24 protein-coding genes are annotated in these 26,138 nt (G+C 71.4%); 15 read left to right on the forward strand and 9 right to left on the reverse strand.

Annotated features, from left to right (window positions below; translation table 11 throughout):
* Nucleotides 1–7: 7 nt before the first annotated feature.
* Nucleotides 8–1,555 (reverse strand): GMC family oxidoreductase, encoded by a 1,548-nt coding sequence (locus KZX17_RS06930; protein ID WP_248169952.1) that lies wholly within the window; start codon nt 1,553–1,555, stop codon nt 8–10.
* Nucleotides 1,552–2,922, reverse strand: a complete 1,371-nt coding sequence (locus KZX17_RS06935) for an alpha/beta fold hydrolase (RefSeq protein ID WP_248169951.1) — start codon at nt 2,920–2,922, stop codon at nt 1,552–1,554. Before KZX17_RS06935 ends, KZX17_RS06930 begins: the two co-directional genes overlap by 4 nt.
* Nucleotides 2,923–3,079: 157 nt before the next feature.
* Between KZX17_RS06935 and KZX17_RS06940 the strand changes: the two genes are divergently transcribed.
* On the forward strand, nt 3,080–3,976 hold the full coding sequence (locus KZX17_RS06940) for an SDR family oxidoreductase (protein ID WP_248169950.1): 897 nt from the start codon (nt 3,080–3,082) through the stop codon (nt 3,974–3,976).
* Nucleotides 3,977–3,988: 12 nt separating this feature from the next.
* Here the strand turns inward: KZX17_RS06940 and KZX17_RS06945 are convergent, their stop codons facing one another.
* Together KZX17_RS06945 and KZX17_RS06950 are read right to left on the reverse strand one after the other, a co-directional pair.
* Complete coding sequence (locus KZX17_RS06945; RefSeq protein ID WP_248169949.1) at nt 3,989–4,933, reverse strand: Ppx/GppA phosphatase family protein; 945 nt, start codon at nt 4,931–4,933, stop codon at nt 3,989–3,991.
* Nucleotides 4,934–4,942: 9 nt separating this feature from the next.
* Complete coding sequence (locus KZX17_RS06950) at nt 4,943–6,514, reverse strand: cellulase family glycosylhydrolase (RefSeq protein WP_248169948.1); 1,572 nt, start codon at nt 6,512–6,514, stop codon at nt 4,943–4,945.
* A 120-nt stretch (nt 6,515–6,634) separates the two neighbouring features.
* Between KZX17_RS06950 and coaA the strand changes: the two genes are divergently transcribed.
* Nucleotides 6,635–7,582, forward strand: coding sequence for a type I pantothenate kinase (coaA, locus tag KZX17_RS06955; RefSeq protein WP_248169947.1), 948 nt, complete (start codon nt 6,635–6,637; stop codon nt 7,580–7,582).
* 6 nt (nt 7,583–7,588) lie between these two features.
* Here coaA and KZX17_RS06960 read toward each other — a convergent pair whose 3' ends face one another.
* Nucleotides 7,589–8,092: a VanZ family protein gene (locus KZX17_RS06960; RefSeq protein WP_248169946.1), complete on the reverse strand. Its 504-nt coding sequence runs from the start codon at nt 8,090–8,092 to the stop codon at nt 7,589–7,591.
* 73 nt (nt 8,093–8,165) lie between these two features.
* Entirely contained in the window at nt 8,166–8,672 is a 507-nt protein-coding gene (locus tag KZX17_RS06965; RefSeq protein ID WP_248169945.1) for a CAP domain-containing protein, read from the reverse strand.
* A gap of 166 nt (nt 8,673–8,838) precedes the next feature.
* On the opposite strand from KZX17_RS06965, the gene glmS reads away from it, so the two are divergent.
* The gene (gene glmS, locus KZX17_RS06970; protein WP_248169944.1) at nt 8,839–10,689 is read left to right on the forward strand and encodes a glutamine--fructose-6-phosphate transaminase (isomerizing); all 1,851 of its coding nucleotides are present in this window, start codon (nt 8,839–8,841) and stop codon (nt 10,687–10,689) included.
* Between the two features lies 1 nt (nt 10,690).
* Here the strand turns inward: glmS and KZX17_RS06975 are convergent, their stop codons facing one another.
* Complete coding sequence (locus KZX17_RS06975; RefSeq protein ID WP_248169943.1) at nt 10,691–11,431, reverse strand: hypothetical protein; 741 nt, start codon at nt 11,429–11,431, stop codon at nt 10,691–10,693.
* 271 nt (nt 11,432–11,702) lie between these two features.
* Here KZX17_RS06975 and KZX17_RS06980 point away from each other — a divergent pair, with 271 nt between their 5' ends.
* On the forward strand, nt 11,703–13,013 hold the full coding sequence (locus KZX17_RS06980) for a UDP-glucose/GDP-mannose dehydrogenase family protein (protein ID WP_248169942.1): 1,311 nt from the start codon (nt 11,703–11,705) through the stop codon (nt 13,011–13,013).
* Between the two features lie 36 nt (nt 13,014–13,049).
* On the opposite strand, the gene KZX17_RS06985 is transcribed toward KZX17_RS06980, so the two are convergent.
* Nucleotides 13,050–13,880, reverse strand: coding sequence for a type II CAAX endopeptidase family protein (locus tag KZX17_RS06985; protein ID WP_248169941.1), 831 nt, complete (start codon nt 13,878–13,880; stop codon nt 13,050–13,052).
* Between the two features lie 63 nt (nt 13,881–13,943).
* On the opposite strand from KZX17_RS06985, the gene KZX17_RS06990 reads away from it, so the two are divergent.
* From KZX17_RS06990 to KZX17_RS07025, 8 genes are all read left to right on the forward strand, one after another.
* Nucleotides 13,944–14,531: a low molecular weight phosphatase family protein gene (locus tag KZX17_RS06990; protein WP_248169940.1), complete on the forward strand. Its 588-nt coding sequence runs from the start codon at nt 13,944–13,946 to the stop codon at nt 14,529–14,531.
* A gap of 106 nt (nt 14,532–14,637) precedes the next feature.
* Entirely contained in the window at nt 14,638–14,994 is a 357-nt protein-coding gene (locus tag KZX17_RS06995; RefSeq protein ID WP_248169939.1) for a holo-ACP synthase, read from the forward strand.
* Nucleotides 14,991–16,115 (forward strand): alanine racemase, encoded by a 1,125-nt coding sequence (gene alr, locus KZX17_RS07000; protein WP_248169938.1) that lies wholly within the window; start codon nt 14,991–14,993, stop codon nt 16,113–16,115. The genes KZX17_RS06995 and alr overlap by 4 nt, the downstream gene beginning before the upstream one ends.
* Entirely contained in the window at nt 16,112–16,615 is a 504-nt protein-coding gene (tsaE, locus tag KZX17_RS07005) for a tRNA (adenosine(37)-N6)-threonylcarbamoyltransferase complex ATPase subunit type 1 TsaE (protein ID WP_248169937.1), read from the forward strand. Before alr ends, tsaE begins: the two co-directional genes overlap by 4 nt.
* Before the next feature lie 26 nt (nt 16,616–16,641).
* Nucleotides 16,642–17,310 carry a tRNA (adenosine(37)-N6)-threonylcarbamoyltransferase complex dimerization subunit type 1 TsaB gene (tsaB, locus tag KZX17_RS07010; RefSeq protein WP_248169936.1) on the forward strand — a complete coding sequence of 223 codons (669 nt, stop codon included), beginning with the start codon at nt 16,642–16,644 and terminating at the stop codon, nt 17,308–17,310.
* Nucleotides 17,307–17,807, forward strand: a complete 501-nt coding sequence (rimI, locus tag KZX17_RS07015) for a ribosomal protein S18-alanine N-acetyltransferase (RefSeq protein ID WP_248169935.1) — start codon at nt 17,307–17,309, stop codon at nt 17,805–17,807. The genes tsaB and rimI overlap by 4 nt, the downstream gene beginning before the upstream one ends.
* Before the next feature lies 1 nt (nt 17,808).
* Nucleotides 17,809–18,867: a tRNA (adenosine(37)-N6)-threonylcarbamoyltransferase complex transferase subunit TsaD gene (gene tsaD / locus KZX17_RS07020; protein WP_248169934.1), complete on the forward strand. Its 1,059-nt coding sequence runs from the start codon at nt 17,809–17,811 to the stop codon at nt 18,865–18,867.
* On the forward strand, nt 18,864–19,376 hold the full coding sequence (locus tag KZX17_RS07025) for a hypothetical protein (protein ID WP_248169933.1): 513 nt from the start codon (nt 18,864–18,866) through the stop codon (nt 19,374–19,376). The genes tsaD and KZX17_RS07025 overlap by 4 nt, the downstream gene beginning before the upstream one ends.
* Before the next feature lie 6 nt (nt 19,377–19,382).
* On the opposite strand, the gene KZX17_RS07030 is transcribed toward KZX17_RS07025, so the two are convergent.
* Entirely contained in the window at nt 19,383–20,582 is a 1,200-nt protein-coding gene (locus KZX17_RS07030) for a class I SAM-dependent methyltransferase (RefSeq protein ID WP_248169932.1), read from the reverse strand.
* 199 nt (nt 20,583–20,781) lie between these two features.
* Between KZX17_RS07030 and KZX17_RS07035 the strand changes: the two genes are divergently transcribed.
* The 3 genes from KZX17_RS07035 to KZX17_RS07045 all read left to right on the forward strand — a co-directional run bounded on the left by KZX17_RS07035 (nt 20,782) and on the right by KZX17_RS07045 (nt 26,004).
* On the forward strand, nt 20,782–22,278 hold the full coding sequence (locus tag KZX17_RS07035) for a hypothetical protein (protein WP_248169931.1): 1,497 nt from the start codon (nt 20,782–20,784) through the stop codon (nt 22,276–22,278).
* A gap of 169 nt (nt 22,279–22,447) precedes the next feature.
* Nucleotides 22,448–24,331: a dynamin family protein gene (locus KZX17_RS07040; RefSeq protein ID WP_248169930.1), complete on the forward strand. Its 1,884-nt coding sequence runs from the start codon at nt 22,448–22,450 to the stop codon at nt 24,329–24,331.
* The gene (locus KZX17_RS07045; RefSeq protein ID WP_248169929.1) at nt 24,328–26,004 is read left to right on the forward strand and encodes a dynamin family protein; all 1,677 of its coding nucleotides are present in this window, start codon (nt 24,328–24,330) and stop codon (nt 26,002–26,004) included. Before KZX17_RS07040 ends, KZX17_RS07045 begins: the two co-directional genes overlap by 4 nt.
* Nucleotides 26,005–26,138: the final 134 nt, after the last annotated feature.

Raw genomic sequence — 26,138 nt, forward strand, 5'->3', positions numbered from 1 at the left:
TCCGCGTTCAGCGCCCGGCGAGCATCCGGTCCGCGGTCCGCAGCGCGAGCGCCATCTGCGTCAGCGCCGGGTTCGCGCTCAGCGCGCTCGGGAAGGTCGAGTTGTCGCAGATCCAGAGGTTCTCGACCTCGTGCGAGCGGCCGGATGCGTCGACGACCCCGTCGTCCGGGTCGTCGCTCATCCGGGCCGTGCCGAGCGTGTGGCACGAGCGCTGCATCACGCGGGTGCTGCGTGCGCCGGCGGCGCGGAGGATGCGCTCCATGACCGCGACGCCGTGCCGGTTGATCGCGGCCTCGTTCTCGCCCTGCGTGAAGGTCACCTCGGCCCGCGGCATCCCGTCCTCGGCGAGTTCGTCGCTCAGCGTGAGTCTGTTCGCGTCGGACGGCAGGCACTCGCCGTTCATGCCGACGCCGGCGCTGAACGGGTACTCGTCGACGGCCGACATCAGGTCATCGCCCCACAGACCCGCGCCGCGCACGAGCTGGGTGCCGAAGTTCAGCGGCATCACGCCGAGGCTCTGCAGCAGGTAGCCGCCGACGAAGTCGGCGTCGCCCGGGCGGACGAAGTCCTCGGAGATGATCGACGACGGGTAGCCGCGGTACCCGCGGATCGGCTCGTCGAACGTGCCCCACACCTGCACGCCGCCGTGCGCCATGAAGCCGCGCCCGACCTGTCCGTTCGCATTGGCGACGCCGGTGTGCAGCAGCAGTCGCGGCGTCTCGACGCCGCCCGCCGCGAGCACGAGCTGCGCGCACCGCTGCCGGTGATCGACGCCCCCGCGGCGATAGACGACGCCGGTGACGCGACCCGCGGCATCCCGCTCGATGCCGTGGACGAACGAGTCCGGCCGCACCTCGGCGCCGGCGGCCACCGCGGCCGGGATGTACGTGATCGCCGTCGTCGCCTTCGCGCCGAAGCGGTCGCCCTGATGGATGTCGCCGTTGTCGAGCGTCGCGCGGCGCCGCCCGTAGTGCGGCTGATCGCGGTCGCGGGTGAGGATCGCGGCGGGGCCGTCGGTCGCGGTGATGCCGAGGGCATCGCACCCGCGGATCATCGCGTCGGACGAGCCGTTCCGGCGCACCGGCGGATACAGATACCGGCGCGACGGGTCCCGCGGATAGTGCTCGGGACCGCTCACGCCGATGTCCGCCTCGACCTCGACGATGTAGCGGATGAGCTCCGCGTGGTCGACCGGCCAGTCGCGGCCCTCGCCGGTGTCGCTCCGCAGCCGGAGGTCGCGCGCGTCGGGGCGCGGCGTGAAGGCGCCCCAGTGCAGCGTGCTGCCGCCGACGCCGAAGCCGCTGTTGTTCGGACCGAAGGCGGTGGGGTCGCCGCCGCCGCTCAGGCGCTCCGACATCCAGTTGATCTTCGTCGACTCGAGTTCATCGGGGGTGAACTCCCGCATCTCGAAGTCGGGCCCCGCCTCGAGGGCGACGACCTTCAGGCCCGCCTGCGCCAGCCGCGCGAGCAGGGGAGCGCCGCCGGCACCCGTGCCGACCACGACGACGTCGACGACCTCGTCATCGGTGAACGTCCGCATCCGTCCCAGGGTCATCGGGTCGCCTCCACTCGGCCGAGCTCGGCCGGTTCCCACTCCTCGCGGGTGCCAGCGGCGATGCTCGTCCAGCCGGCCGGCTCAGCTTCCGTGCCTCCGACGGCGAACCCGTCGTAGCCGATGCGCGCCAGCGACGCCGGGTGGGCGAGCCACGCGCGCAGCAGGTCGTTGCGTGCATCCTCGAACCAGGAGCGGATGCCGGTGGCCGCCATCCCGTCGGCGTGGATGCCGTCGGTCATCAGCTGCACGATGAGCCGGTTCTGCGCGTCGACATCGCTCGGCCACTGCGCCGCGACGGCGTCGAGCGCGAGGCCGTACGCGATGGGGTCGGCCGGCAGGCCCGCGGGCCGCCACCCGTCGGTGCCGCCGTCGGCGAGCATCGTGTCGACGCGGAGCGCGAGGTCGATGGCGGGTCCGTCGCCCTGCGGGACGAGGCGCGCAGCGAGGTGACGCAGCGTGTCGAGCTGCCCCGAGGTGAGGGCGCGGGGCGCGCGCTGCGTGTCGTCGGCCAGCGCCCGCTGCGCCAGCACGCGTCGCACCTGCGGGTCGACGCGCGTCGAGGCCAGGACGTGCCCCCACGCCGACGGCACCTGCGGCGCCGACGAGCGGACGTGGTCCCACAGCAGCGCGAGCTGCGCGGCCACGCGCTCGGGAGCCTCGTACGGCAGCAGGTGTCCGACATCGGGCAGCCGCTCGAAGACCGCGCGCGGGTAGACGTCGGCGAGCAGCTCGGGCTGCACATGCGCTCCGAGGTTCTCGTCGTTGTCGCTCGACATCACGACGACGGGCAGGTCGAGAACGCCCACGAGCCGGGTCGCGTCCTCGAGGCTGCCCGAGGTGAGCCAGTCGCGCCACGCGGATGCCGGTTGCCGGCGGATCGCGGTCATCGCCTGCTCGCGCAGCGCCGGGTCGAGCGTCACGCCGAGGTTGTCGTCGAGGAAGGTCGCGGCATCCTCGTCGGAGAGGTGCTCGCCGGCGGCGGCCTCGAGCATGGTCGCGCGCTTCTCGTCGGGTATCGGCTCGGGCGACGGGGGAGAGGGGGCGAGCAGCACCGCGCCCGCCAGCCCGAACACCGTCTCGGTGCCCGAGAGGATCCGCGCCATCACGCGGCCCGCGACCTTGCCGCCGAGGCTGTGCCCGCAGACGAGGAACGGCCCGCCGTCGGCCTGCGCGATGATCTGCTCGAGCGCGATGTCCGCGAGGTCGTCGACCGACGCGGCGCGACCGGCGCTCAGCAGGTCGACGCCGACGACACGGAGTCGCGGGTCGGCCGCATCTGCGATGGGCGTGGCAGCACCGGCATCCAGCCCCAGTCCGGGCAGGAAGAAGACCGTGCATTCGGTGGTGGTGAGATCAGCGCTCGACACCCGCTCACTCTAGGAACCGGCCTTCACGACCGCCGTCGCTTGCGCACGGCACCGACACCTGCGATCATCCGGCGCCCCGCGGGTTCGCCCTGCGCGGCGGTCGCGTGTTTTGGCAAGGGGGTGATCGGATGCCGCGCCCCCGCCTACCGTGACCGGCATGACGACCGACCAGTACACGTTCGACAACCCCGTCACCCGCTACGCCCGCGTCGAGCCGCCCGTGCAGCACCAGCCCGAGCCCGGCGTGCAGGCGCGGATGACGCCGGTGCCCGACCTCGGCGAGGCGACCTACCGGGGTTCCGACCGGCTGCGGGGGCGCAAGGCGCTCGTCACCGGCGGCGACTCCGGCATCGGCGCAGCCGCCGCGATCGCATTCGCGCGCGAAGGGGCCGACGTCGTCATCGTGTACCTGCCCGACGAGCAGGAGGACGTCGACCACGTGCTCGAGGTCATCGCGGATGCCGGCGTCCGCGGCTCGGCGATCGCGGCCGACATCACGGACCCCGCTCGCTGCCGCGAGCTCGTCGCCGAGGCGGCGGAGTTCCTCGGCGGCATCGACATCCTCGTGAACAACGCCGGCAAGCAGGTCGCCGTCGAGCGCGTCGAGGACCTCTCGGACGAGCAGTTTCGCACCACGTTCGAGACGAACCTCTTCGCACCGTTCTGGATCATCAAGGCGGCCCTCGCGCACATGCCCGAAGGGGCATCCATCATCAACACCGCTTCGCTCGAGGCCTACAAGCCCGCACCCGACCGGCTCGACTACGCAGCCACCAAGGCCGCGATCAACAACCTGTCCAAGGGCCTCGCACAGCAGCTGGCGCCCCGCGGCATCCGGGTCAACGTCGTCGCACCCGGACCGGTGTGGTCGGCGCTGCAGGTGAGCGACGGCGTCTCGGACGAGCAGATGCAGGCGTTCGACGAGGAGAACGAGTACAAGCGCGCCGGTCAGCCGGCCGAGATCGCCCCGGCCTTCGTCTTCCTCGCATCGGCAGAGTCGAGCTACGTCTCGGGCGAGACCCTGAACGTCAACGGCGGGATGGTCACGCCGTAGCCGTCAGGCGACTCAGACGGCGGGCGCGTTCCAGCTGAGCGACTCGATGTAGCGCAGCAGCACGCCTTCGCGGAGCGCCCACGGCGACACCTCGAGCTCCTCGACCTCGAGCACGGTCATCGCGGTGTGCAGCACGACGGCGCCCGCCACGATCTGGAACGTGCGGTCGGCCGTGATGCCCGGCAGTTCCTGTCGAGCGGATGCCGGGATGCGCGCCAGGCGCGGGATCCACGACCCGAGCGCGCCGCGCGGCAGTACCATGCGCTCGCTGCCCGCCCACCCCGGCGCGGGGTACCCGACGAGCTTCGCGAGCGAGCGGATCGCCTTCGACGACCCCACCACGTGCTCGGGCTTCGGCTGCGAGCGCATCTGTGCCGCGACCGGCCCCAGCGTCGCCTTCGCATGCTCGCGCAGCCGCTCGACGGCCTCTTCGCCGGGCGGGTCGTCGTGCAGGAATTCGACCGTCATCCGACCGGCGCCGAGGGGGACGGATGCCGCGACCTCGGGCAGCTCGTCGCGGCCCGCGGCGAGCTCGAGCGAGCCGCCGCCGATGTCGAAGAGGAGGATCTGCCCGGCCGACCAGCCGAACCAGCGGCGCACCGCGAGGAACGTGAACCGGGCCTCGGACTCGCCGCCGAGCACCTGCAGGTCCTGCCCGAGCGCCGCCTCGATCCTTGCGATGACGTCGGCGCCGTTCGCTGCTTCGCGGACCGCGCTCGTCGCCGTCGCGAGCAGCTCGACGACGTTCTCACGTCGGGCGACCTCGCGCGCCTCGGTCACGGCGTCGACCAGCGCCTGCACGCCGGTCTCGCTGATCGAGCCGTCGGGTTCGAGGTACCGCATGAGTCGCAGCACGGTGCGGTTGCTCGTCGCGGCGAGCGGACGACCGCCGGGGCGGACATCGGCGACCAGCAGATGGACGGTGTTCGAGCCGATGTCGAGGACTCCGAGGCGCACGATGCGAGGCTAGCGCGTCACGGACAGCGCCAGTTTCGGCGGCGCCGGGGCCTTCGGTGCGTTGAGGATGACGCCGACGTCCACACGGGACCCGGGTGTCAGATTCGCGACGCCCCACTCGGTGCCCTTGCAGACGACGCGCGCGCTCGCCGAGCCCGAGCCGGTGACGCTGCAGGACATGCCCCACGCGTTGTCGATCGTCGTCGCGCCCGGCGACGCCCACGACGCGGTCCAGCCGCGGACCGCCGGCCCGGATGACGCGGTGAGGGCGAGCGCGACCTGGTACTTGCCGTCCCACGCGCTCGGGATCGACATCGTCGCCGACACCCCGTTCGAGGACGCGCTCGACGTCGCACCGACCGAAGGATCGGGCGTGCTGCCCGGAGAGGAGGGCTGCGGGGAGGGCTGTGGTGCCGGCGCGGGCGCAGGGGCCGCGGGGTACGGCACCTTCTTCGGCGTCAGGATGGACTTCAGCGCCGTCAGCTTGGTCTTCTCCCGCGTGAACCAGTCGTCCTTCAGGAGCCCACCGGTGTCACCGCTGTTCGGGTTGAACGACCAGTAGCTCCAGCTGATGCCCTTCGCCTTCATGTAGCGCGTCAGCTTCGCGAGCCACTGCTTGTCGGACGAGCTCTGCAGCTTGGTGCCGAACTCGCCGACGAACACTGGGGCGATCTTCTTCGAGACGATGAAGCCCCAGTTCTTCTCCCAGATGCGCCCGAGATTGTTCGGGTAGTCCTTCGTGTGGAACCACGCCTGGTCGTACACCGACGACGGGTACTCGTGCGGCGAGTACACGACGCGGTTCTTGACCTTCAGCTTCACGGGCTTCTTCGCCACGCCGCGGAGGTTGCCGCCCCACCACGTCGAGCTGCCGTCCGGGCCGTACTGCACGCCCTCGACGATCATCAGCAGACGCGGATTCACCGTGTGGATCGCGTTGCCCGCACGCGTCGCCGCGGCCTGCCAGTCGCGCGCGCGGACACCGCAGCCCCAGCACGCGTTGCCGCGCGGCTCGTTGTGCAGGTCGAAGCCGACGACCGTGGGGTTGGCCTTGTAGCGCTTCGCGAGCATCTTCCAGTCGGAGATCCAGCGCGACTCGGAGTACTTCGCCGTGTACCACAGCTCGGACTGCGCGTCGGAGCCCGGGCGGTGCCGGTCGAGGATCACGCGCAGCTTGTACTTTTTCGCGCCGGCGATGACGGCATCCATCACCTTCATCGGCGAGGCGCCGGCGAGCTTCGGGTTCAGTGCTGCGTTGATCGAGCCCGCCGACTTCTGCCGCAGGCACTCGTTCGAGAACGGCAGGCGGATGGTGTTGAACCCCATCCCGGCGATCTGCGCCAGGCCCTGATCGAGCGTGATCGACCACAGGCCGTGCGGCGAGCACGTGTCGGTCTCCATCCCGAACCACGACGTCGCCTTGACCGTGAAGGTCTTGCCGGTCGAGGCATCCACGATCTTCGCTCCCGACGTGCGCAGCCAACCGGGCGATGCCGCCTCTGCGGGCGCCGCCGTTCCGACCACGCCGAGCGACGCCGCGAGCACCACTGCGGACACGACCGCGAGCACACGTCGCAGCATCGGAAAACCCCCGTCGAGAGCGGCAGAACGGCCGCGGATGAACACTCGGTGTTCAGGGTACGGCACGCGCGCGCCCGCGTGTGCGCGAGGCCGAGCGCGCGCACGGCTACAGTTGGCGCAATGTCCCCCGAAGAGACGCTGACGACGGTCGACTCGCTGTACCGCGAGATCGCCCGCGACGAGTGGGCGCGGACCGCCGCCGGCATGGAGCAGCCGCTCACCGAGACCGAGGTCGTGCAGCTGCGCGGCATCGGCGACCGCCTCGACATCACCGAGGTGCGCGAGGTGTACCTGCCGCTGAGCCGGCTGCTCTCGCTGTACGCCTCGGCGACCAAACGCCTGGGCGCCGACACCGCCGAGTTCGTCGGCGAGGCGGATGCGACGACGCCGTTCATCGTGGCCGTCGCCGGTTCGGTCGCGGTGGGCAAGTCGACCGTCGCGCGACTGCTGCGCGAGCTGATGAGCCGCTGGCCGGGCACGCCGAGGGTGGAGCTCGTCACCACCGACGGGTTCCTGTACCCCAACGCCGAGCTCGAGCGGCGGGGCATCATGGACCGGAAGGGCTTCCCCGAGTCCTACGACCGGCGCGCGCTCGTCGAGTTCCTCGTGAACGTGAAGTCCGGCGCCCCCGAGGTGCGTGCGCCGTACTACTCGCACATGCGGTACGACATCATCCCCGACGCCCAGGTCACCGTCCGGCGCCCCGACGTGATCATCGTCGAGGGGCTCAACGTCCTCGCCTCGGCGCCGAACCCGCACGACATCGCGGTCAGCGAGCTGTTCGACTTCTCGATCTACGTCGACGCCGAGGTCGACCACATCGCCCAGTGGTACGTGCACCGGTTCCTCGCGCTCCGCGAGGCCGCGTTCTCCAACCCGAACTCGTTCTTCAAAGTCTTCGCCGACATCTCCGACGAGGAAGCCGTCGAGCGAGCCCTCGGCTACTGGAACGACATCAACCTGCCGAACCTCCGCGAGAACGTCGAGCCGACGCGCCACCGGGCCAAGCTCGTGCTCCGCAAGGCCGCCGACCACACCGTCGAGACGGTGCTGCTGCGCAAGCTCTGACGCGCCTCAGCGTCGACGCCGGAACGCGGCGACCACCAGCATCCCGACAGCGGCACCGGTCAGGTTCGCGATGACATCGAGCACGCTCGGCACGCGCGCGTCGAGGAACGCCGCCTGTGCGCACTCGATCGTCACGGTCGCGACGAGCGCGACAGGCAGCACGAGGTCGCGCGCACCTCGCAGCACCGAGGGCAGCAGCAGCCCGAAGGGCACGAAGAGGAGCACGTTCGCCGCGAACTCCACCCGCTGACGGGTGATGACGGGAAGGCGCCGCGAGAGCGCGTCGATGAGCGGGGCGACCTCGGCATCCACTGGGGTCGGCCACAGCGCGATAGCGACGAGCACGGCGACGTACCCGCCGAGCAGCGCGCCGGGCGCGACCCGGCGGCGCCGCCCGATCGCGCCGGACGGCAGCGGAGGGCGCTGCGGCATCCCCCGTGGGGCGGGGCGCTGCGGGATGCCGGGCGGTGCGGGCCGCGGTGGTGCGGGTGTCGTCGACTCGTCGTGCATCGGTCCCTCCCCGGTGGGGATGCTGCGGAAGCGGACGCGACGCTGCGGCGATGGGCGCCGAGTCTAGCGGGACTCAGCGCGAGGGATAGGCCCCGAAGACCTGCGTATAGAAGGGGAGGCCCTTCGACGAGCACGCGACACCGATCCCGATGCGGTTGTACTTGCCGAGGATGTTCGCGCGGTGCCCCGGCGACTTCAGCCAGGCGGGCGTCACCTTCGCCGGCGTGTAGCCGAAGGCGACGTTCTCGGCGGCACGCACCCACCCCGGGGGGATCTGCTGCGCGTAGTTCGGGTTGTGGCTCATCCGGTTCGCGGCGGCCTGCTTGCCCGACCATGCGATCGCGACGCGCGACATGTTCGTGCTCAGGGTCATCGGCTTCTTGCCGGCGTTCTTGCGCGCGGTGTTCACCGCCGACAAAATGCGCTTCTGCACGGCGGACTGGGTCGCCCCGGTGCAGGAGGTCGAGACCGCGGCCGAGGCCGAGCTCGTCGGCGCGATGGGCAGCGTGGGGGCGAGTGTCAAGGCGAGCGCGAGCGCAGCGGTGGCCGCGATCGCTCGCCGCGAGGCGATGCGAGGCATGGGGGAGCTCCGTACGGTGGGGGACGCGGCGGGGGGACCGCGTTGCCGTCATGGATACCAAACCGGCGCCCGCTGCGCCAGTCGTGGCGATCGCTCCGACGCGCGCGACGCGCCCGGCGCAGGTGGGCGGGCGGAGTCCCAGCCGGGCGCACCTAGCATTGTCCCCATGTGTGGAATCGTCGGATACGTGGGGCCTCGCGACAGCCAGGCCATCCTCCTCTCGGGCCTCGCCCGTCTCGAGTACCGCGGGTACGACTCCGCCGGGATCGCCGTCATCGACGGTGACGGCGACCTCGACATGCGCAAGCGCGCCGGCAAGCTGCAGGTGTTGCGCGACGACCTCGGCGCGCACCCGATGAACGACGGCACGACCGGCATCGGGCACACCCGGTGGGCCACCCACGGCGGTCCGACCGACGCCAACGCGCACCCGCACCTGGCCGACGATGACAAGCTCGCCGTCATCCACAACGGCATCATCGAGAACTTCGCCGAGCTGAAGGACGAGCTGCTCGCCGACGGCTTCACCTTCCGCAGCGAGACCGACACCGAGGTGGCCGCCGTCCTGCTCGGGCGCGAGTTCGCGGCATCCGGAGACCTCGTCGCGGCCTTCCGTGCCGTCGCGGCCCGCCTCGAGGGTGCCTTCACGCTCCTCGCCATGCATGAGGACCAGCCGGGCCTCGTCGTCGGCGCTCGCCGCAACTCGCCGCTCGTGATCGGCCTGGGTGAGGGCGAGAACTTCCTCGGGTCCGACGTCGCCGCGTTCGTCGAGCACACCCGCAACGCGCTCGCGATCGGCCAGGACCAGATCGTCGCCATCACCCCGAGCGGCGTCGAGGTCACCGACTTCGCCGGCGCGGCCGTCGAGGTCGAGCCGTTCGAGGTCGTCTGGGACGCCTCCGCAGCGGAGAAGGGCGGCTGGTCGTCCTTCATGGCCAAGGAGGTCTCGGAGGAGCCCGAGGCCGTCGCGAACACCCTCCGAGGCCGCCTGCACGACGGCGCCGTCACGATCCCCGAGCTCGAGGGGCTCGATGAGCTGTTCGTCGGCATCAACCGTGTCGTCGTCATCGCCTGCGGCACCGCCGCCTATGCGGGCATGGTCGGCAAGTACGCGCTCGAACAGTGGACGCGCGTGCCGGTCGATGTCGAGCTCGCCCACGAGTTCCGCTACCGCGACCCGGTGATCGGGCCCGAGACCCTGGTCGTCTCGATCTCGCAGTCGGGCGAGACGATGGACACGCTCATGGCCGTCAAGTACGCCCGCGAGAAGGGCGCGAAGACGCTGTCCATCTGCAACACGCAGGGCGCCACGATCCCACGCGAGTCCGACGCGATCGTCTACACCCACGCGGGTCCCGAGGTCGCCGTCGCATCCACGAAGGCCTTCGTCGCGCAGATCACGGCGCTGTACCTGCTGGCGCTGCACGTCGGCCGCGTCCGCGGCGCGCTCGACGCCGAGACCTCCCGCGAGGCCGCCGAGCAGCTCGAGGCCATCCCCGCGAAGATCAGCCGCGTGCTCGAGACCGAGCAGGAGCACATCGAGCAGTTCGCACGTTGGATGGGCGACACCCAGTCGGTGCTCTTCCTCGGCCGTCACGTCGGCTACCCGATCGCGCTCGAGGGTGCGCTCAAGCTCAAGGAGATCTCGTACATCCACGCCGAGGGCTTCGCCGCCGGCGAGCTCAAGCACGGACCGATCGCGCTCGTCGAGCCCGGTCAAGCGGTGTTCGTGATCGTGCCCTCGCCGCGCCACTCGAGTGAGCTGCACAAGAAGGTCGTCTCGAACATCCAGGAGATCCGTGCCCGCGGTGCCCGCGTCATCGCCATCGCGGAAGAGGGGGATGCCGCCGTGCTGCCCTTCGCCGACGAGGTGCTGCGCATCCCGCTCGCCGGCGCCCTCTTCGAGCCGCTCCTGGCGGTCGTGCCGCTGCACATCTTCGCGATGGGCCTCGCCACCGCCAAGGGTCTCGACGTCGACCAGCCGCGCAACCTCGCGAAGTCCGTCACCGTCGAGTGAGTCAGGCCGGGCTCCGGCCCGGGCCGTGCGCCGGGCGGTTGCCCGGCCCGAACGAGGCGTTCCGCGCCTCATCCACCCACGCGCGCAGCTGCCACGGCGCGAAGCGGAACAGTCGGGCGACGTCGGCCTCGGCGTAGCCCGCCTCGATGACGGCCGCCACGGCGAACTCCCGCATGGTCGGGAATTCGCGACCTTCCAGCGGCCCGGAACGCAGGTCGCGGAAACTCCGCGGAACCGGCGGCCCCGCTGCCGGCCGGCCGCCCTGCGCGGGCGAGCCGGCGCGTGCCGGACGCCCCGCCTGCGCCGCAGAATTCTCGTACTGCGCAGAGATGACGTACCCCGCCACCGGTCCGTGCGGTTCCGGCGCGGGCGGGGCAGCGGCCGGCTGCTGCGAGTGCGGGGCGTACGGTGCGTACGGCCACGGCTGCTGCACGGGTGCGGACTGCGCGGGGTGATGCTGAGGATGCGTCTGGGTCTGCGCCGGGTGGTGGTGCGACGGTGACGGATGCGGCGGCTGGGCCCACGCGTCCGGTGCCCCGGCATCCGGTTCCCATACGGCCGGCATCTCGAGCGGGTGGTACCCCGGAGGCGGTTCGGCGAGCAGATGCGCGTCGGGCCACAGCAGCGAGGCGTCCTCCGGGGCGACGCGGTCGTCCGGCGTGTAGTGCGGAGTGAGGCGGGGTTCGCCCGACGCGCTGTGCGGGTGTTGCTGGTGCGGGAGACCTTCTGCGGAGGTGCTCATCGTGACGTCCTCTTCGGGTGAGGTGGTGTCAGACGTCGGGTCACGAAACGCGGATGCGGCGCACCGCACGCCCCCCGACGTCCGCCGCCCGGGTGGGTGACGGACTGCGCCGCTGAGGCCCACGATAGCCCTCGGGCACGCACGGCGTCATTCCCCCGTCGAGCGCGTGTCGATGTCCTCCGAAACACGACCGGCGAGAGAACGACATCCGACTCTGATAGACACGACCGGGGCGCGCGGACGACACCGCGTCGCCACGGAGGGGTGGACAATGCGACTTTCTGTCATCGGATGCGGCTACCTGGGCGCCGTGCACGCGGCCGCGATGGCATCGATCGGTCATGACGTCGTCGGCATCGACGTCGACGAGCGAAAGATCGAGGCGCTGTCGGCCGGTGACGCCCCGTTCTTCGAACCCGGGCTGTCCGAGATCCTCCGCGCCGGCATCGACTCCGGGCGCCTCTCGTTCACGACCGACTTCGCAGCCGCCGCCGGGGCCGCAGTCCACTTCGTCGGCGTCGGCACCCCGCAGGTGAAGGGCGGCTACGCCGCGGACCTGACCTACGTCAATGCCGCTGTCGACGCGCTGCTCCCGCACCTGCGCGAGGGCGACATCGTCGCAGGCAAGTCGACCGTTCCGGTGGGCACCGCTGCGACCCTGGCCGGGCGGGTCACCGCGACCGGGGCGACGCTCGTCTGGAACCCGGAGTTCCTCCGCGAAGGCTTCGCCGTGAAGGACACGATCGACCCCGACCGCCTCGTCGCGGGCGTGCCCTCGGGCGAGGAGGGGGAGCGGGCGGCCGACGTCCTCCGCGAGGTCTACCACCCGTCGGTCGCGAAGGGGACGCCGTTCATCGTCACCGACTACGCCACCGCCGAACTCGTCAAGGTGTCGGCCAACGCCTTCCTCGCGACGAAGATCAGCTTCATCAACGCGATGGCCGAGATCGCCGAAGTCGCGGGGGCCGACGTGACGCAGCTGGCTGATGCCATCGGACACGATGCGCGGATCGGGCGTCGCTTCCTCGGGGCGGGGATCGGGTTCGGCGGTGGCTGCCTGCCGAAGGACATCCGTGCCTTCTCGGCTCGAGCTGAGGAGCTCGGCCGCGGCGAGTCGGTCGCGTTCCTCCGCGAGATCGACGAGATCAACATGCGACGCCGCGACCGCGCTGTCGACCTGGTCGTGCAGGGCCTCGGCGGCAGTGTCTACGAGAAGAAGGTCACCGTGCTCGGCGCGGCGTTCAAGCCCTATTCGGACGACATCCGCGACTCCCCGGGTCTCGACGTCGCGGTGCGGCTGCACGGGCTCGGCGCCAGGGTCACCCTCACCGACCCCGAGGCGATCGACAACGCGCGCCGTCAACATCCGCAGCTGACCTACGTCGCCGATCGAGACGAAGCGCTCACCGGCGCGGACGCCGTCATCCTCGTCACCGAGTGGGACGAGTACCGCCGCGAGCTCACGGCGGAGCACGCGGCATCCCTCGCGAACGGCAGGGTCATCGTGGACGGACGCAACGCGTTCGACCCCGCCGCGTGGCGCGCCGCCGGCTGGACCTACTACGGCATGGGGCGTCCCTGACGCAGACGCCCGCGGTCCTCGCAGCCGGGGGTCGGGTCAGGGGCCCGACAGCGCCGACCCTGCCGCGATGAGCAGCAGCATCGACGTGTTGTAGACGATGTGCACGAGGACCGCACCCCAGATGCGGCCGGTCAGCACCACCAGCAGGGAGCAGACGAGCCCGACCGCGCCCAGCGAGATCGACTCGGTCAGCGGCAGGGAGCCGTCGATCGCGTGGATGAGGATGAACGTCGCCGTCGAGACGAGCACCGCTCCGAGCGCCGCGGCGAACGAGCCCGCGGCTCGTCGGAGGAGCGAATAGACGGCGACGAGGACGACGGTGCGGAAGAAGAACTCCTCGACCACCGGTGCGATCAGTCCGGACGGGATCGCATCCGTCAGGAGCCACGTCGGTGCGAGTCGCCCCTCGACGAGGGGACCGGTCGGGAAGGGCTGCGCGTCGGCATCCGTGACCCATCCCTGCAGCACCCGCAGGGCGATCCCGAGGGCGAGCCCCCAGATCAGATCGGTGCCGCGGAAGCGCAGCAGGCCGGCGGGACGGCCTCGGGTGAAGGCGTAGACGACCGGCACCAGCATGCCGACCCAGAGGGCCGCCGTCGAGGCGAGCGGTGCCCACGGTGACGACCACAGTGTGTCGATCAGCGACGCCGCGAGCACGCCGACGCCGAGGCCGACGAGCGCCACCGACAGCACGAGCCCTTTCCACTGCCGCACGGCGGTGCCGCCGAGTCGCCAATCGGTGCGCCGACGGCGCCGGTGCCGGGGCCGAGGTGCGGACTGCTCGTCCGCCGCGTCGCCGGCGTCGTCGACGAGTCCGACGGCCGGGGACTCGTCGCTAAGCTGGGGCGGCGTGGGCTGATCCTGCACGGGGCTACCGTACCGGCTCGCCCGTCGGCATCCGTCCTGCGTCCCACCCCGAAGGGCCTCTTCGTGATCCGCATCCTCACCGTCTGCACCGGCAACATCTGCCGCTCTCCGCTGGCCGCGCTCCTGCTCGCGCACCGGATGGCGGACATCGGCGTCGAGGCGACCAGTGCGGGCATCCGCGCCAGGGGAGGCGATCGGATGCCGGTCGAAGCCGTCGAGCTCGCGCTCGCCGAGGGCGTGCCCACCGATCTGCCGAATGCGCACGCGGCCCGCTACCTCACCGAAGCGCTGCTGCAGGACCCCGACCTGGTCCTCGCAATGGACCGCGATCACCGACGCGCGATCGTGGAACTCGCCCCCGGCAAACTGCGCGCGACCTTCACGATCCGTGAGTTCGAGCGTCTCGCCGCCGCGACCTCGGATGACGCGATCCGCGCCGGTGCCACCGGTGACAGCCCCGCCGAGCGGCTGCGCGGCGCACTCGCCGTCCTCGCCGGCCAGCGCGGACTCGTGCTGCCGCCGGCCGACCCCGCCGACGATGACGTCGTCGACCCCTACGGCCGCTCGCGCGAGACCTACGCCCGCTCCGGCGCGCAGTTGACGCCCGGCGTCGCAGCCGTCGAGCGGGTCGTCCGGCTCGCTGTCGGCTGACGCCCCCGTCACTACACCGGTGCGCCGCGAGGCTGACCCGCAGCGCGCGCCGATATCCTGGAGGGATGCCGGGCGCACGCCCGAGTGCGCGGCGACAGGAGGCGGGATGATCATCGGCATCGGTGTCGACCTCGTCGACATCCCGCGTTTCGAGCGCTCGATCGAACGCACGCCGCGGCTGATGACCCGGCTGTTCACGGCATCCGAGCAGGGCCTCAAGCCGCACTCACTCGCCGCCCGCTACGCGGCGAAGGAGGCCCTCATCAAGGCGCTCGGCGGCTCGGACGGCGTCCACTGGACCGACATCGAGGTGGCCTCCGAGCCCTCCGGCCGGCCGGTGTTCGCCCTGTCGGGCGAGACCGCGACCACCATCGCCGCCCGCGGCATCACCGCGGTCCACCTGTCGCTCTCGCACGATGCGGGGCTCGCGACCGCCTACGTGATCGCGGAGGGACGAGCATGAGCAGGATGCCGGACGGCGTCGCGCGCGAGGCGGTCATCGACGTCGGCGCGATCGAGCACAACGTCCGTCACCTGCGCGCGCTGACGGCGTCGGAGGTCATCGCGGTCGTCAAGGCCGACGGCTACGGGCACGGCGCGGAACGCTCGGCGCGGGCGGCGCTCGCCGGAGGAGCCGCCCGGCTCGCGACCGCCGACGTCCCCGAGGCGCTCGCGCTGCGCTCCGCCGGCATCGATGCGCCGCTGCTGGCGTGGCTGCACGCGCCGAACGCGTCGTTCCAGGATGCCGCGGCTGCCCGCATCGAGCTGGGCGTCTCCAGCGTCGAGCAGGTGCGCGCGGCCGCCGCGGCGGGATCGCGCGAGCGCCCGGTTCGCGTGCAGCTGAAGGTCGAGACCGGCCTCGGCCGCAACGGCATCGCCCCGTCGGAGTACGGCACCGTCTTCGGTGAGGCGGCCCGATTCGAGCGCGAGGGGCTCATCGAGGTCATCGGCGTCTTCAGCCACCTCTCCAACACCTCGCCGGAGGACGACCGGACGGCGCTGTCGCGCTTCACGGTCGCCCAGGCCGCGGCCGAGTCCGCGGGGCTGCACCCGCCGCTGCGCCACATCGCGGCATCCCACGCCGCCATCGACATGCCCGAGGCGCGCCTCGGCTGCGTCCGCCTCGGCGTCGCCATCTACGGGCTCTCGCCGTTCGCCGACCGGTCGTCGGCGGACCTCGGTCTCCGCCCCGCCATGACCCTCCGCGGCGCCGTCGCGGCCGTGCGGCGGGTCCCGGCCGGGCAGGGCGTCTCGTACGGGTATCTGCACCGCACCGTCGCGGAGTCGACGCTGGCGCTGGTCGCGATGGGGTACGCGGACGGTGTGCCGCGCGCAGCGTCCGGCGCCGGTCCCGTCGTGATCGGCGATCGCCGCTTCACGGTCGCGGGCCGCATCGCGATGGACCAGTTCGTCGTCGACGTGGGCGATGCACCCGTCGAGGTCGGCGACGAGGCCGTGCTCTTCGGCGATCCCGCCGTGGGTGCGCCGGCTGCGAGCGACTGGGCGGATGCCGCCGGCACCATCAACTACGAGATCGTGACGCGGGTCGGGCCCCGCGTCCCGCGACGGGAGGTGCGGTCGTGACCGGCATCGAGGACTTCGTCGGACGGCGCGAGATCGCGTCGCCGGAGGACATGGAGGCCTTCGGCCGCGAGCTGGGCGAAGCCCTGCGAGCCGGCGACCTCGTCGTCCTGACCGGGCCGCTGGGGGCCGGCAAGACCACCCTCACGCGCGGGATCGGCGCCGGTCTCGGCGTCCGCGGCCCCGTGCAGAGCCCGACGTTCGTGATCGCCCGGACGCACCCGTCCGAGGTCGACGGCCCGCCGCTCGTGCACGTCGACGCCTACCGCCTCGGGTCACCCGCCGAGCTCGACGACATCGGCCTCGACCTCGACCGGTCGGTCACGATCGTCGAGTGGGGCCGCGACATGGTCGACGGGCTCACCGACGTGTGGTGGGAGATCGAGATCGACCGCGGCTGGAGCGGTACCGGCGTCGACAACGCGTGCGGCACCTCGAACGCGTTCGTCGCCGACCTCGAGGACGCCGCCCCGCGCACCGTCACCGTCACGCGCCGCCCCTGAGCGCGCGCCCGGATACCCTTGCACACGTGATCCTCGGCATCGACACGTCCCTCGGCACGGCCGTCGCCGTGACCGACGCCGACGGCGCCGTCCGGTCCGAGGCTGCGAGCACCGATCCGCTCGGACACGCCGAGATCATCGGCACCCTGCTGCAGACCGCGTTGACGGATGCCGCACACGGCCCGCTGGGCGGAACCGGGGCATCCGAGCCGGTCGTCCTGACCCACGTCGCCGCGGGGATGGGCCCCGGACCCTTCACCGGCCTGCGGGTGGGCATCGCGGCGGCCCGCGCGTTCGCGCTGGGCCGCGGCATCCCGGTCGTCCCGGTGCCGAGCCACGATGCGGCCGCCCTCGCCATCCTGCTCGCCGACCCGTTCGCCGAGCTGCCTCGCTTCGCCGTCGTGACGGACGCTCGCCGCCGCGAGTTCGCGTACACCGTGTACGACGGCCTCGACGACGACGGGCTGCCGCGCCGGGTCGCCGAGTCCGCGCTCGCGAAGCGCGACGACATCGACGCCGTCCTCGCGCAGCTCGGTGCCGAGCGTCGCGACGTCACCGCGGTCCCGGGCGCGATGGTCGCGCTCGCCGCCGCACGCGCCGTCGCGGCCGATCGGGTCGCCGACCTCGACGAGCCGCTGTACCTGCGGGCACCCGACGTGACCCTCTCGGCCGGACCGAAGAAGGTCGGCACGTGACCCTCCGGGCGGCGTCGGCGGGCGACCTCGACGCGATCATGCAGCTCGAACGCGCGTCGTTCCCGACGGATGCCTGGAGTGCGGCGCTCATGCAGGGCGAGCTCGTCTCGCCGCACGGGCGCTACGTCGTCGACGAGGAAGCCGGCCGGATCGTCGGGTACGGCGGCGTCCGTGCTGTGGCCGGTGCGGCGGATGCCGACATCCAGACGATCGCCCTCGCGCCGGAGGTCCGCGGAAGGGGCCGCGGTCGCGCACTGCTCCGCGAGCTGCTCACGAGCGCGGCGCAGCGCGGCGCCCGCGACGTGTTCCTCGAGGTGCGGGCCGACAACCCCGTCGCGGCCGCCCTCTACGCCTCGGAGGGGTTCGTCGAGACCGGCCGCCGGCCTCGGTACTACCAGCCCGACGACGTCGACGCCGTCATCATGCAGCTGGACCTCGCCGGCTGGTCCGCGCAGCGCGACGGCGCGACCGCCTCGGCCGCCGAAGGATGGTGCTGACATGTCCTCCGAACCGCTCGTCCTGGGCATCGAGACGAGCTGCGACGAGACCGGCATCGGTGTCGTCCGCGGCCGCACGCTGCTCTCGAACACGATCGCGAGCTCCATGGACGAGCACGCCCGCTACGGCGGCGTCGTCCCCGAGGTCGCGGCCCGCGCGCACCTCGAGGCGCTGCAGCCGGCGATCGAGGCGGCGCTCGCCGAGGCGGGGGTCACGCTGGCGGAGGTCGACGCGATCGCCGTCACGAGCGGACCGGGGCTCGCCGGTGCGCTGATGGTCGGCGTCGGCGCCGCGAAGGCGCTGGCGGTGAGCCTCGGCATCCCCCTCTACGCCGTCAACCACCTCGTCGGGCACATCGCCGCGGACATCCTCACCGGCGACGAGGTCGAGTACCCGACGGTCGCGCTGCTCGTCAGCGGCGGACACACGTCGCTCCTGCTCGTGCGCGATCTCGTCTCGGACGTCGAGCTGCTCGGCGAGACCATGGACGACGCCGCCGGAGAGGCGTTCGACAAGATCGCCCGGATCCTCGGGCTGCCCTACCCGGGCGGTCCGCAGATCGACCGGGCCGCTGCGGAGGGCGATCCCGCCGCCATCCGCTTCCCGCGCGGGCTGTCCCGCGCCTCGGACATGGCCGCCCACCGGTACGACTTCTCGTTCTCGGGACTCAAGACCGCCGTCGCGCGCTGGGTCGAGCAGCGCGAGGCGGCGGGCGAGCCGGTCTCGGTCCCCGACGTCGCGGCATCCTTCCGCGAAGCGGTCGTCGACGTCCTCGTGACGAAGGCACTCGACGCGTGCGCCCGGCACGGCGTCCCGCGGCTGCTCCTCGGCGGAGGCGTCATCGCGAACAAGCGCCTCCGCGACGTGGCGCTCGAGCGCGCCGAGGCGGCAGGCGTCGCGGTGCGCATCCCGCCGCTGTCGCTGTGCACCGACAACGGCGCGATGATCGCCGCGCTCGCCTCGGAGCTCATCATGCGTGGCCGCCCCGCCTCGACCCTCGACTTCGGCGCCGACTCGACGCTGCCCGTCACCGAGATCCAGGTGGCGGCCTCGGTATGAGCGACGAGCGCGACGATCGGATGCCGACGCCCGCCTCGCGCGCGCAGGCGAAGGCCGACGCCGCGCCGCCGGTGGCCGCGCCCTCGATCGAGCCGCCCTCGGAGGATGTCGTCCGCCCCGTGGGCGATTCCGTCCTGCCGGGGGCGCATCGCGGCGGCTTCCACCGCGAGATGACGCAGCCGCTGCCGATCGCCCCGCCGATGGCCGTCCACCCCGACGCGAGCGAGGCCGCCGCGCCCGACGTGCACTGGATCCACCCGCCTCCCGCGCTGCCGCGGAGCGCGGGGTGGGCGCTCCTCCTCGGCGTGCTGGCGCTCGTCCTCTCGTGCTTCGTCGGGTGGGGGTTCCCCGTCGGCGCGATCGGCGTCGTCCTGGCGGTCCTCGCGGTCCGCCGGCCCTGGGAGAGCGACGAGAAGGCGTGGTGGGCGTTCGGCCTGAATGCCGCGTCGCTCGTCTTCAGCGCCGGCTGGCTGTGGTGGGCGGCCGCGCAGGGACCGCTGTTCGGCTGACCGGCCTCAGACGCGGTCGGCGAGGATCGCGACCCGCTTCACCGCCGACCCCTCGCCGACCCGGGTCAGCAGGAGTGTGGCGGACGCCTCGCCTCGCAGCGTCAGCTTGCGCCGGAACTGCGCGGGGTCGATGTCGACGCCGCGCTTCTTGATCTCGAGCGTCCCGATCCCGTTCGACTGCAGGCACGCGTTGATCGTCGGCACCTTCAGCGGCATGACCTCGCGCACGCGGAACGACTGCACGAAGGCGTTCGTCACCGCCGCATCGGAGGTGAGATACGCGATGCCGTCGCCGACCATGCCGGCCTGCAGGGTGCGGGCGACCTCGCCGATGAGGCGCGCCCGGATGACGGCGCCCTCAGGCTCGTGCAGGAAGGCGCCGAGCTCCCGGATCGGCTCGTCCTCGGTGTCGGCGGGCGCCGTCAGCTCTGCAGCCGCGCCGCCCCGGATGACGAGCGCGGCGCGACGGACGTCCGCGCGGCGGAGCGACCCGGACCACAGCACGAGCTCGAGGGTCGAGCCGTCGACGCTGATCCACTGCGCCTCGACGTCGTCGGGGATGAGGCCGCGGTCGAGTCCGGGACCGAGCTTGATGCCCACCGGCATCCGTGCCGCGAGGGAGAACGCCCAGTCGAGGGACGGCGACCAGTCCTCGGGGCGCGTGCGCGAGGTCTCAGTGTGGCCGGCGGTGCGGCGTGCGGGGTCCAGCCACACCGCATCCCATCCGGTCAGATCGGTCGCCTCGGCACGTCCGTGTCGCACCGACACGGCGTCGCCGAAGGGGGCGAGGTTGTAGGCGGCGAGGGCGGCCGTGGTCTCGTCGGCATCGACGGCCAGGACGTCGAGCCCGATCCCGGCGAGCCCGAGGGCGTCGCCGCCGATGCCGCATCCGAGGTCGGCGACGCGTGTCGCACCCGCCGCGCGGAACCGGCCGGCGTGCCGGGCGGCGACCTCGAGTCGGGTGGCCTGCTCGAGACCCGCGCGGGTGAAGAGCATGCGGTCGGCGAACGCGCCGAACTTGGCCGCGGCCCGCACGCGCAGTCGGGCCTGCCCGACGACCGCCGAGACGAGGTCGGGTGCGTGGCCGGCGGCGCGCAGGCGCGAGACGGCGGACGCGACCTCCGCGGTCGTGGTGAGGGGGCCCACCTCGTCGACCATGCGGAGGCCCTCCGCGGTCAGCAGGGCGGTGAGCTCGGCCTGTTCCATCCGACCAGCCTAGTTTCCGCGACTTCCCCGGTCGGTCTCGGGCTCGCGGCGGCGGATCCCCCTCCCCGGATGGTGGGGCTTCCCAGGTACCCCGGGGAGGGGGCCGCGCATGGGGGGATTTCCCCCGATGCCGCGCGCCGCGTCGCGAACGAGACTCGTCGCAACGAGCGCGACATGCGCCAGATGAGAGGACTCACCCGTGGCCGACAACAACTTCCTCAGCGCCGTTGCTGAGGCGACCGACTCCTACAACGACAACTCGGACAGCTCCGACAACAGCGTCAACGACTCCGGCAACACCGACAACTCGGACAACAGCGTCAACACCGACGCGTCGACCGCGGACTCCGGCAACGACAACTCGACCGACAACTCGGACAGCAGCGACAACTCCGACAACTCGGACAACAGCGACAACTCCGACAACAGCGTCAATGACTCGCTGAACGACAACTCCGACAACAGCGACAACTCGTCGGACAGCTCGAAGACGGACTCCGAGAACGACAACTCGAACAACTCGACGAACGACTCCTACAACGACAACTCCGACAACAGCGACAACTCCGACAACTCGGACAACAGCGACAACTCGGACAACTCGACGAACGACTCGTACAACGACAACTCGTCGGACAGCTCGAAGACGGACTCCGAGAACGACAACTCGAACAACTCGACGAACGACTCCTACAACGACAACTCCGACAACTCGGACAACTCGACGAACGACTCGAACAACGACAACTCGTGGACCGACAACTCCGACAACTCCGACAACTCGGTCAACGACTCGGGGAACGACAACAGCGACAACTCCGACAACAGCGACAACTCCGACAACAGCGACAACTCGGACAACTCGACGAACGACTCGGGCAACAGCTGGACGGACTCGAACAACGACAACTCCGACAACTCCGACAACTCCGACAACTCGAACAACTCGGTCAACGACTCGTACAACGACAGCTCCGACAACTCGAACACCAACTCCGGCAACGAGAACTCGTACAACCAGCACATCGACTGGGACCAGTACAACGTCGGCGTGCGGCAGTACAACACCACCTTCGGCGACGGTGGCGCCGCCCCCGCGGCCGGCCTCGGCAGCGTCTCGGGCAACGTGTCGTTCAACTCCACGAACGTCGATCAGTCCGTCAACGGCAACATCAGCGCCGGTGGTGACGTCTCGATCGGCTCGGGCTCGTCTGCCAACGTGGCCAGCGGCGACGGCTCGATCGCGGCAGGCGGGGACGTCTGGTGGGACAACTCCACCGACAGCTCGGTCAACTACAACGTGGGTGGTGACGCCGTGATCGGCAGTACCATCAACACGAACACCTGGATGGACTCGAACAACACCAGCAACTGGGCGGACAACTCGGACAACTCCGACAACTCCGACAACTCGACGAACTGGATGGACAACTCGACGACGGACAACTCGATCAACACGAATGTGTCGATCTCGGACTCGTTCAACGTCGATGAGTCGATGACCGACATGAGCCAGATCAACACCTCGATCTCCGACTCCATGAACGAGCAGTTCAACGCCGAGTTCTCGCCCACCACGACGTGGACCGACGACGACTCGACGAACATCTGGACGACGGGTGACGACAACTCCGTGGCCGACGACGGCGGTATGAACGTCGAGGTCCCGGACGCTGACGCGGACACCGCGTTCTGAGTCACGACCTAGCCCCGTCCCGCACCCCTCCCGGGTGCGGGACGGGGACGGGTCACGTCGTTGCGGATGCTGGAGCGCCATCCGTCGGCATCCCTTGTCCACGTGACGGGGAGTCGGTACGGTGCCGCTGGGGGAGTATCCGCAACGACGTGGATGCGAGGGGACGCACATGCCGCAATCGGTGGGGGAGCAGGGCGCGCTGGGACAGACTCCCGGCGCGCTCGTGCGCGTGGGGGACGAGGTCACGAAGACGAGTCGCGAGTGGGGGCGGGAGGATCTCGCCGACCGGCTGGCGGCGACACGGGCCCGGTTGGCCGACCCGTACGTCCGCGTCCTCGTCGTCGGCGAGTACAAGCAGGGCAAGAGCAAGCTGATCAACGCGATCGTCGGGGCGCCGGTCTGTCCGGTCGACGACGACATCGCGACGCGCATCCCGACCGTGGTCGGGTACGGCGAGACGCCGTCCGCCGCGGTCCTCGTGCGGCATCCCTCCAAGCCGGATCTGTCCCGGCACGAGGTGCCCATCGACGAGGTGGGTCAGTACGTCGCCGCCGAGGCGCCGCGTTTCGCCGGCGGCGAGGTCGTCGGAGCGGAAATCCTGGTGCCGCGCGAGATCCTCAAGAACGGGTTGCGGCTCGTCGACTCCCCCGGCGTCGGCGACGCGCAGGCGTTCCGAGCGCTCTCCGCGCTCACGGCGTTGTCGGGTGCGCACGCCATGCTGATGGTGTCGGATGCCTCGCAGGAGTACACGGCCCCCGAGATCCGTCTGCTGTCGCAGGCGGTGCGCGTGTCGCCCCACGTGTCGGCGGTGGTGACCAAGACCGACGCGTACCCGCAGTGGCGTCAGATCGCCGGAATCGACGAGCGCCACCTCGAGAGCGTCGGGCAGATCCCGGTCTTCCCCGTCTCGAGCGACCTCCGTCTCGCTGCCGCCGCTCGGCAGGATCGCGAACTGAACGAGGAGTCGGGATTCCCCGAACTCATCCAGCACCTCCATCGAGAGGTCCTGCACCGAGCCGGCGAGCTCGAACGCCGAGCCGCCGCAGCAGACCTGCACGACGTCGTGGAGCAGCTGTCGATCGCCGTGCGATCCGAGCTGACCGCGCTCCAGCATCCCGAGCGGACTCCGGAGATCATCGAGCGCCTCGAGTACGCCAAGCGGCAGGCCGAGGAGTTCCGCAGCCGCTCGTCGCGATGGCAGACGACGCTGACCGACGGTGTCGCGGACCTCATCGCCGACACCGAGCACGACCTCCGCGATCGCCTGCGCCGCGTGCAGCGGCAGGCGGAGGAAGCCATCGAAGCCGGCGATCCGGGACCGGTCTGGGGAGAGTTCGCGCAGTGGCTCGACGAGCGCGTCGGCGAGGCCGTCGCCGACACGTTCGTCTGGACCAACGACCGTCAGCGATGGTTGGCGCAGGAGGTCGCCGGGCAGTTCCTCGAGGGCGAGGAGGACATCCCGCAGCTCGACGTCGGCGACATCACCGGCGTCCTCGACCCGGTCGACGAGATGGCCGAGCTCGATGCCCCGACCCTCTCGGCCGGGGAGAAGATCTACATCGGCGTCCGCGGCTCATACGGCGGCGTGCTCATGGTCGGTCTCGCCACGAGCGTCATCGGACTCGCGGTGCTGAACCCGCTGTCGCTGCTCGCCGGCGTCCTGGTCGGTCGGCGGGCGTACCGGGAGGACACGCAGGCCCGCCTGACGCGACGACAGAACGAGGCGAAGAACCTCGTCCGTCGGTACATCGACGAGATCGCCTTCCAGGTCGGTAAGCAGCTGCGCGACCGTCTCCGCTCCATCCAGCGGGCCACGCGAGACCACTTCGGGACCCGAGCGGACGAGATCCACCGCTCGCTCACCGCCGCCGCGGAGGCTGCCCGGAAGCCCGCCGCCACCTTCGCGCAGGACCGCGACGCGCGGGTCGCCGAGCTGACCAAGCGACTGCAGTATCTGACACGGGTGAAGAACGCGCTGCCCGCCGCCGTGGAAGCGCCGCAGGAGACTCCCGCCGCAGTCGCGGCGGCGCCGGCGCAGCGGGGGACCGTGTGACCGGCGGCATCCTGGCTGCGGCCGACGCGCTCCTCGATGAGGCCCTGGCGCTCTACTGCGACGACGAGTCGACGGTCGCCGACCTGCAGGCATGGCGCACGAGGCTGCACGAACCGCTCCGCCTCGGCATCGCGGGCATGGTCAAGGCCGGCAAGTCGACGTTGCTGAACGCGCTCATAGGCGAGCGGATCGCCCCCACCGATGCCGGCGAATGCACCCGCATCGTGACCTGGTACCGCTACGGCGCCACGCCGCGCGTCGACGCCGTCCATCGCAGCGGTCGCACGTCATCGCTCGCCCTCGCGCGCACCGATGGGCGGCTGCGGCTGGACCTCCGCGGGATCGACCCCGACGACATCGACCACATCGACATCCGGTGGCCCGCGCTGAGTCTGCGATCCCTCGTGCTCATCGACACCCCCGGCATCGAATCCGTCTCGGAACGCATCTCCGACCGCAGCCTCACCTTCCTCACGCCCGCGGCGGGCGGTCCGTCCGACGCCGACGCCATCGTCTACCTTCTCCGGCACCTGCACCCGTCCGATCTGTCGTTCCTGTCGGCCTTCCGCGACGCCGACAGCGGACCGGGCAACAGCGTCAACGCGCTCGCCGTCCTCTCCCGCGCCGACGAGGTGGGTGGTGGGCGCCTCGACGCCCTGCTGTCCGCGCGCGGCATCGCGGCGCGGTACCGGGAGCTCCCTGAGATGCGACCGCTGGCGATCGGCGTGATGCCGGTGGCCGGACTCATCGCCGAGAGCGCGCGCTGCATGGCGGAGCGCGATTACGTCGCCCTCCGCGAGATCGCCGGTTGGGACCGCGATCAGCGCGACCGCCTGCTGCTCTCGGCCGACCGGTTCGTCCGCGAAGGGGCGGCGACACTCGGGTCGCGCGCGCGGCGGGGGCTCATCGACCGCTTCGGCATCACCGGCATCCGTCTCGGCGTCGCCCTCGTCAGGGGCGGCGCCACGACCTCGCAGCGTCTCGCGGAGCAGCTCGTCGTCCAGAGCGGGCTCGAGGAGCTGCGCTCCATCGTCCGGCGGCAGTTCGCGGGCCGCGCCGCCGCCCTGAAGGTCCGCGCACTGCAGGCCTTCCTCGACGACCTGCTCCGCGATCAGCCGCGGACCGGTCGGGATGGGGCGCTGCGCGACGCACTCGATGCGCTCGTCGACGGATCGCACGAGCTGCGCGAACTCGACCTCCTCGCGGCCATCCGGGTGACCGGCGTCGGGCTGCCCCCGCGCGAGACAGACGAGCTCGAGCGGATCCTCGGCGCCGACGGCACCGACCCCGCCGATCGAGTCGGTGCGCGGGCCGACGCATCCCACGCCGAGATCGCAGCCCTCGCCGCGGCGCTCCGCGACACATGGCGGCGGATCAGCGAGCGGCCCGACACACCGCGCAGCGCAGTGCGGGCGTGCTCCGTCGCCGCCCGGACCCTCGACGGGATCCTGTCAGAGGTCGGCGCCACCCACCGACGCGGGGCCCCGTCGGACGTCGAAACGGCGTCGGGTCCACGCTCGGGAGGCGGGCAGGAGCGACGCGAGCAAGGCGAGGGTCATGATGCCGGCGTAGGCGAGCGCGAACGTCCGCAGCGGCATCCCGTCGTTCCCCGGGCGGGTGAACTCCAGCGCGACGACGCACAGCCCGCCGAAGGCGACCAGCGTTCCGCATAGCCATGCCCGCGCTCCAGACCGGCGATTCGCGAAGGCCACCGCCGCCCACACCTGAATGAGCAGCAGCGTCAGATAGGTGCCGAAGAGCACCCAGAACAGGATGTCGGCGGTCGCCTGGACGCTCTCAGCCACCC

Origin of the sequence: Microbacterium sp. EYE_78, from assembly GCF_023149035.1 — a bacterium.
Taxonomy (GTDB): Bacteria; Actinomycetota; Actinomycetes; order Actinomycetales; family Microbacteriaceae; genus Microbacterium.

Coding starts and splice junctions, on each gene's coding strand:
- coaA (WP_248169947.1), top strand. CDS start 6,635: ATGTCCCCCGAAGAGACGCTGACGACGGTCGACTCGCTGTACCGCGAG.
- tsaD (WP_248169934.1), top strand. CDS start 17,809: ATGTCCTCCGAACCGCTCGTCCTGGGCATCGAGACGAGCTGCGACGAG.
- alr (WP_248169938.1), top strand. CDS start 14,991: ATGAGCAGGATGCCGGACGGCGTCGCGCGCGAGGCGGTCATCGACGTC.
- KZX17_RS06940 (WP_248169950.1), top strand. CDS start 3,080: ATGACGACCGACCAGTACACGTTCGACAACCCCGTCACCCGCTACGCC.
- KZX17_RS06930 (WP_248169952.1), bottom strand. CDS start 1,555: ATGACCCTGGGACGGATGCGGACGTTCACCGATGACGAGGTCGTCGAC.
- KZX17_RS06975 (WP_248169943.1), bottom strand. CDS start 11,431: ATGAGCACCTCCGCAGAAGGTCTCCCGCACCAGCAACACCCGCACAGC.
- KZX17_RS07040 (WP_248169930.1), top strand. CDS start 22,448: ATGCCGCAATCGGTGGGGGAGCAGGGCGCGCTGGGACAGACTCCCGGC.
- KZX17_RS06960 (WP_248169946.1), bottom strand. CDS start 8,092: ATGCACGACGAGTCGACGACACCCGCACCACCGCGGCCCGCACCGCCC.
- KZX17_RS07030 (WP_248169932.1), bottom strand. CDS start 20,582: ATGGAACAGGCCGAGCTCACCGCCCTGCTGACCGCGGAGGGCCTCCGC.
- KZX17_RS06995 (WP_248169939.1), top strand. CDS start 14,638: ATGATCATCGGCATCGGTGTCGACCTCGTCGACATCCCGCGTTTCGAG.
- KZX17_RS06965 (WP_248169945.1), bottom strand. CDS start 8,672: ATGCCTCGCATCGCCTCGCGGCGAGCGATCGCGGCCACCGCTGCGCTC.
- KZX17_RS07025 (WP_248169933.1), top strand. CDS start 18,864: ATGAGCGACGAGCGCGACGATCGGATGCCGACGCCCGCCTCGCGCGCG.
- KZX17_RS06980 (WP_248169942.1), top strand. CDS start 11,703: ATGCGACTTTCTGTCATCGGATGCGGCTACCTGGGCGCCGTGCACGCG.
- glmS (WP_248169944.1), top strand. CDS start 8,839: ATGTGTGGAATCGTCGGATACGTGGGGCCTCGCGACAGCCAGGCCATC.
- KZX17_RS06950 (WP_248169948.1), bottom strand. CDS start 6,514: ATGCTGCGACGTGTGCTCGCGGTCGTGTCCGCAGTGGTGCTCGCGGCG.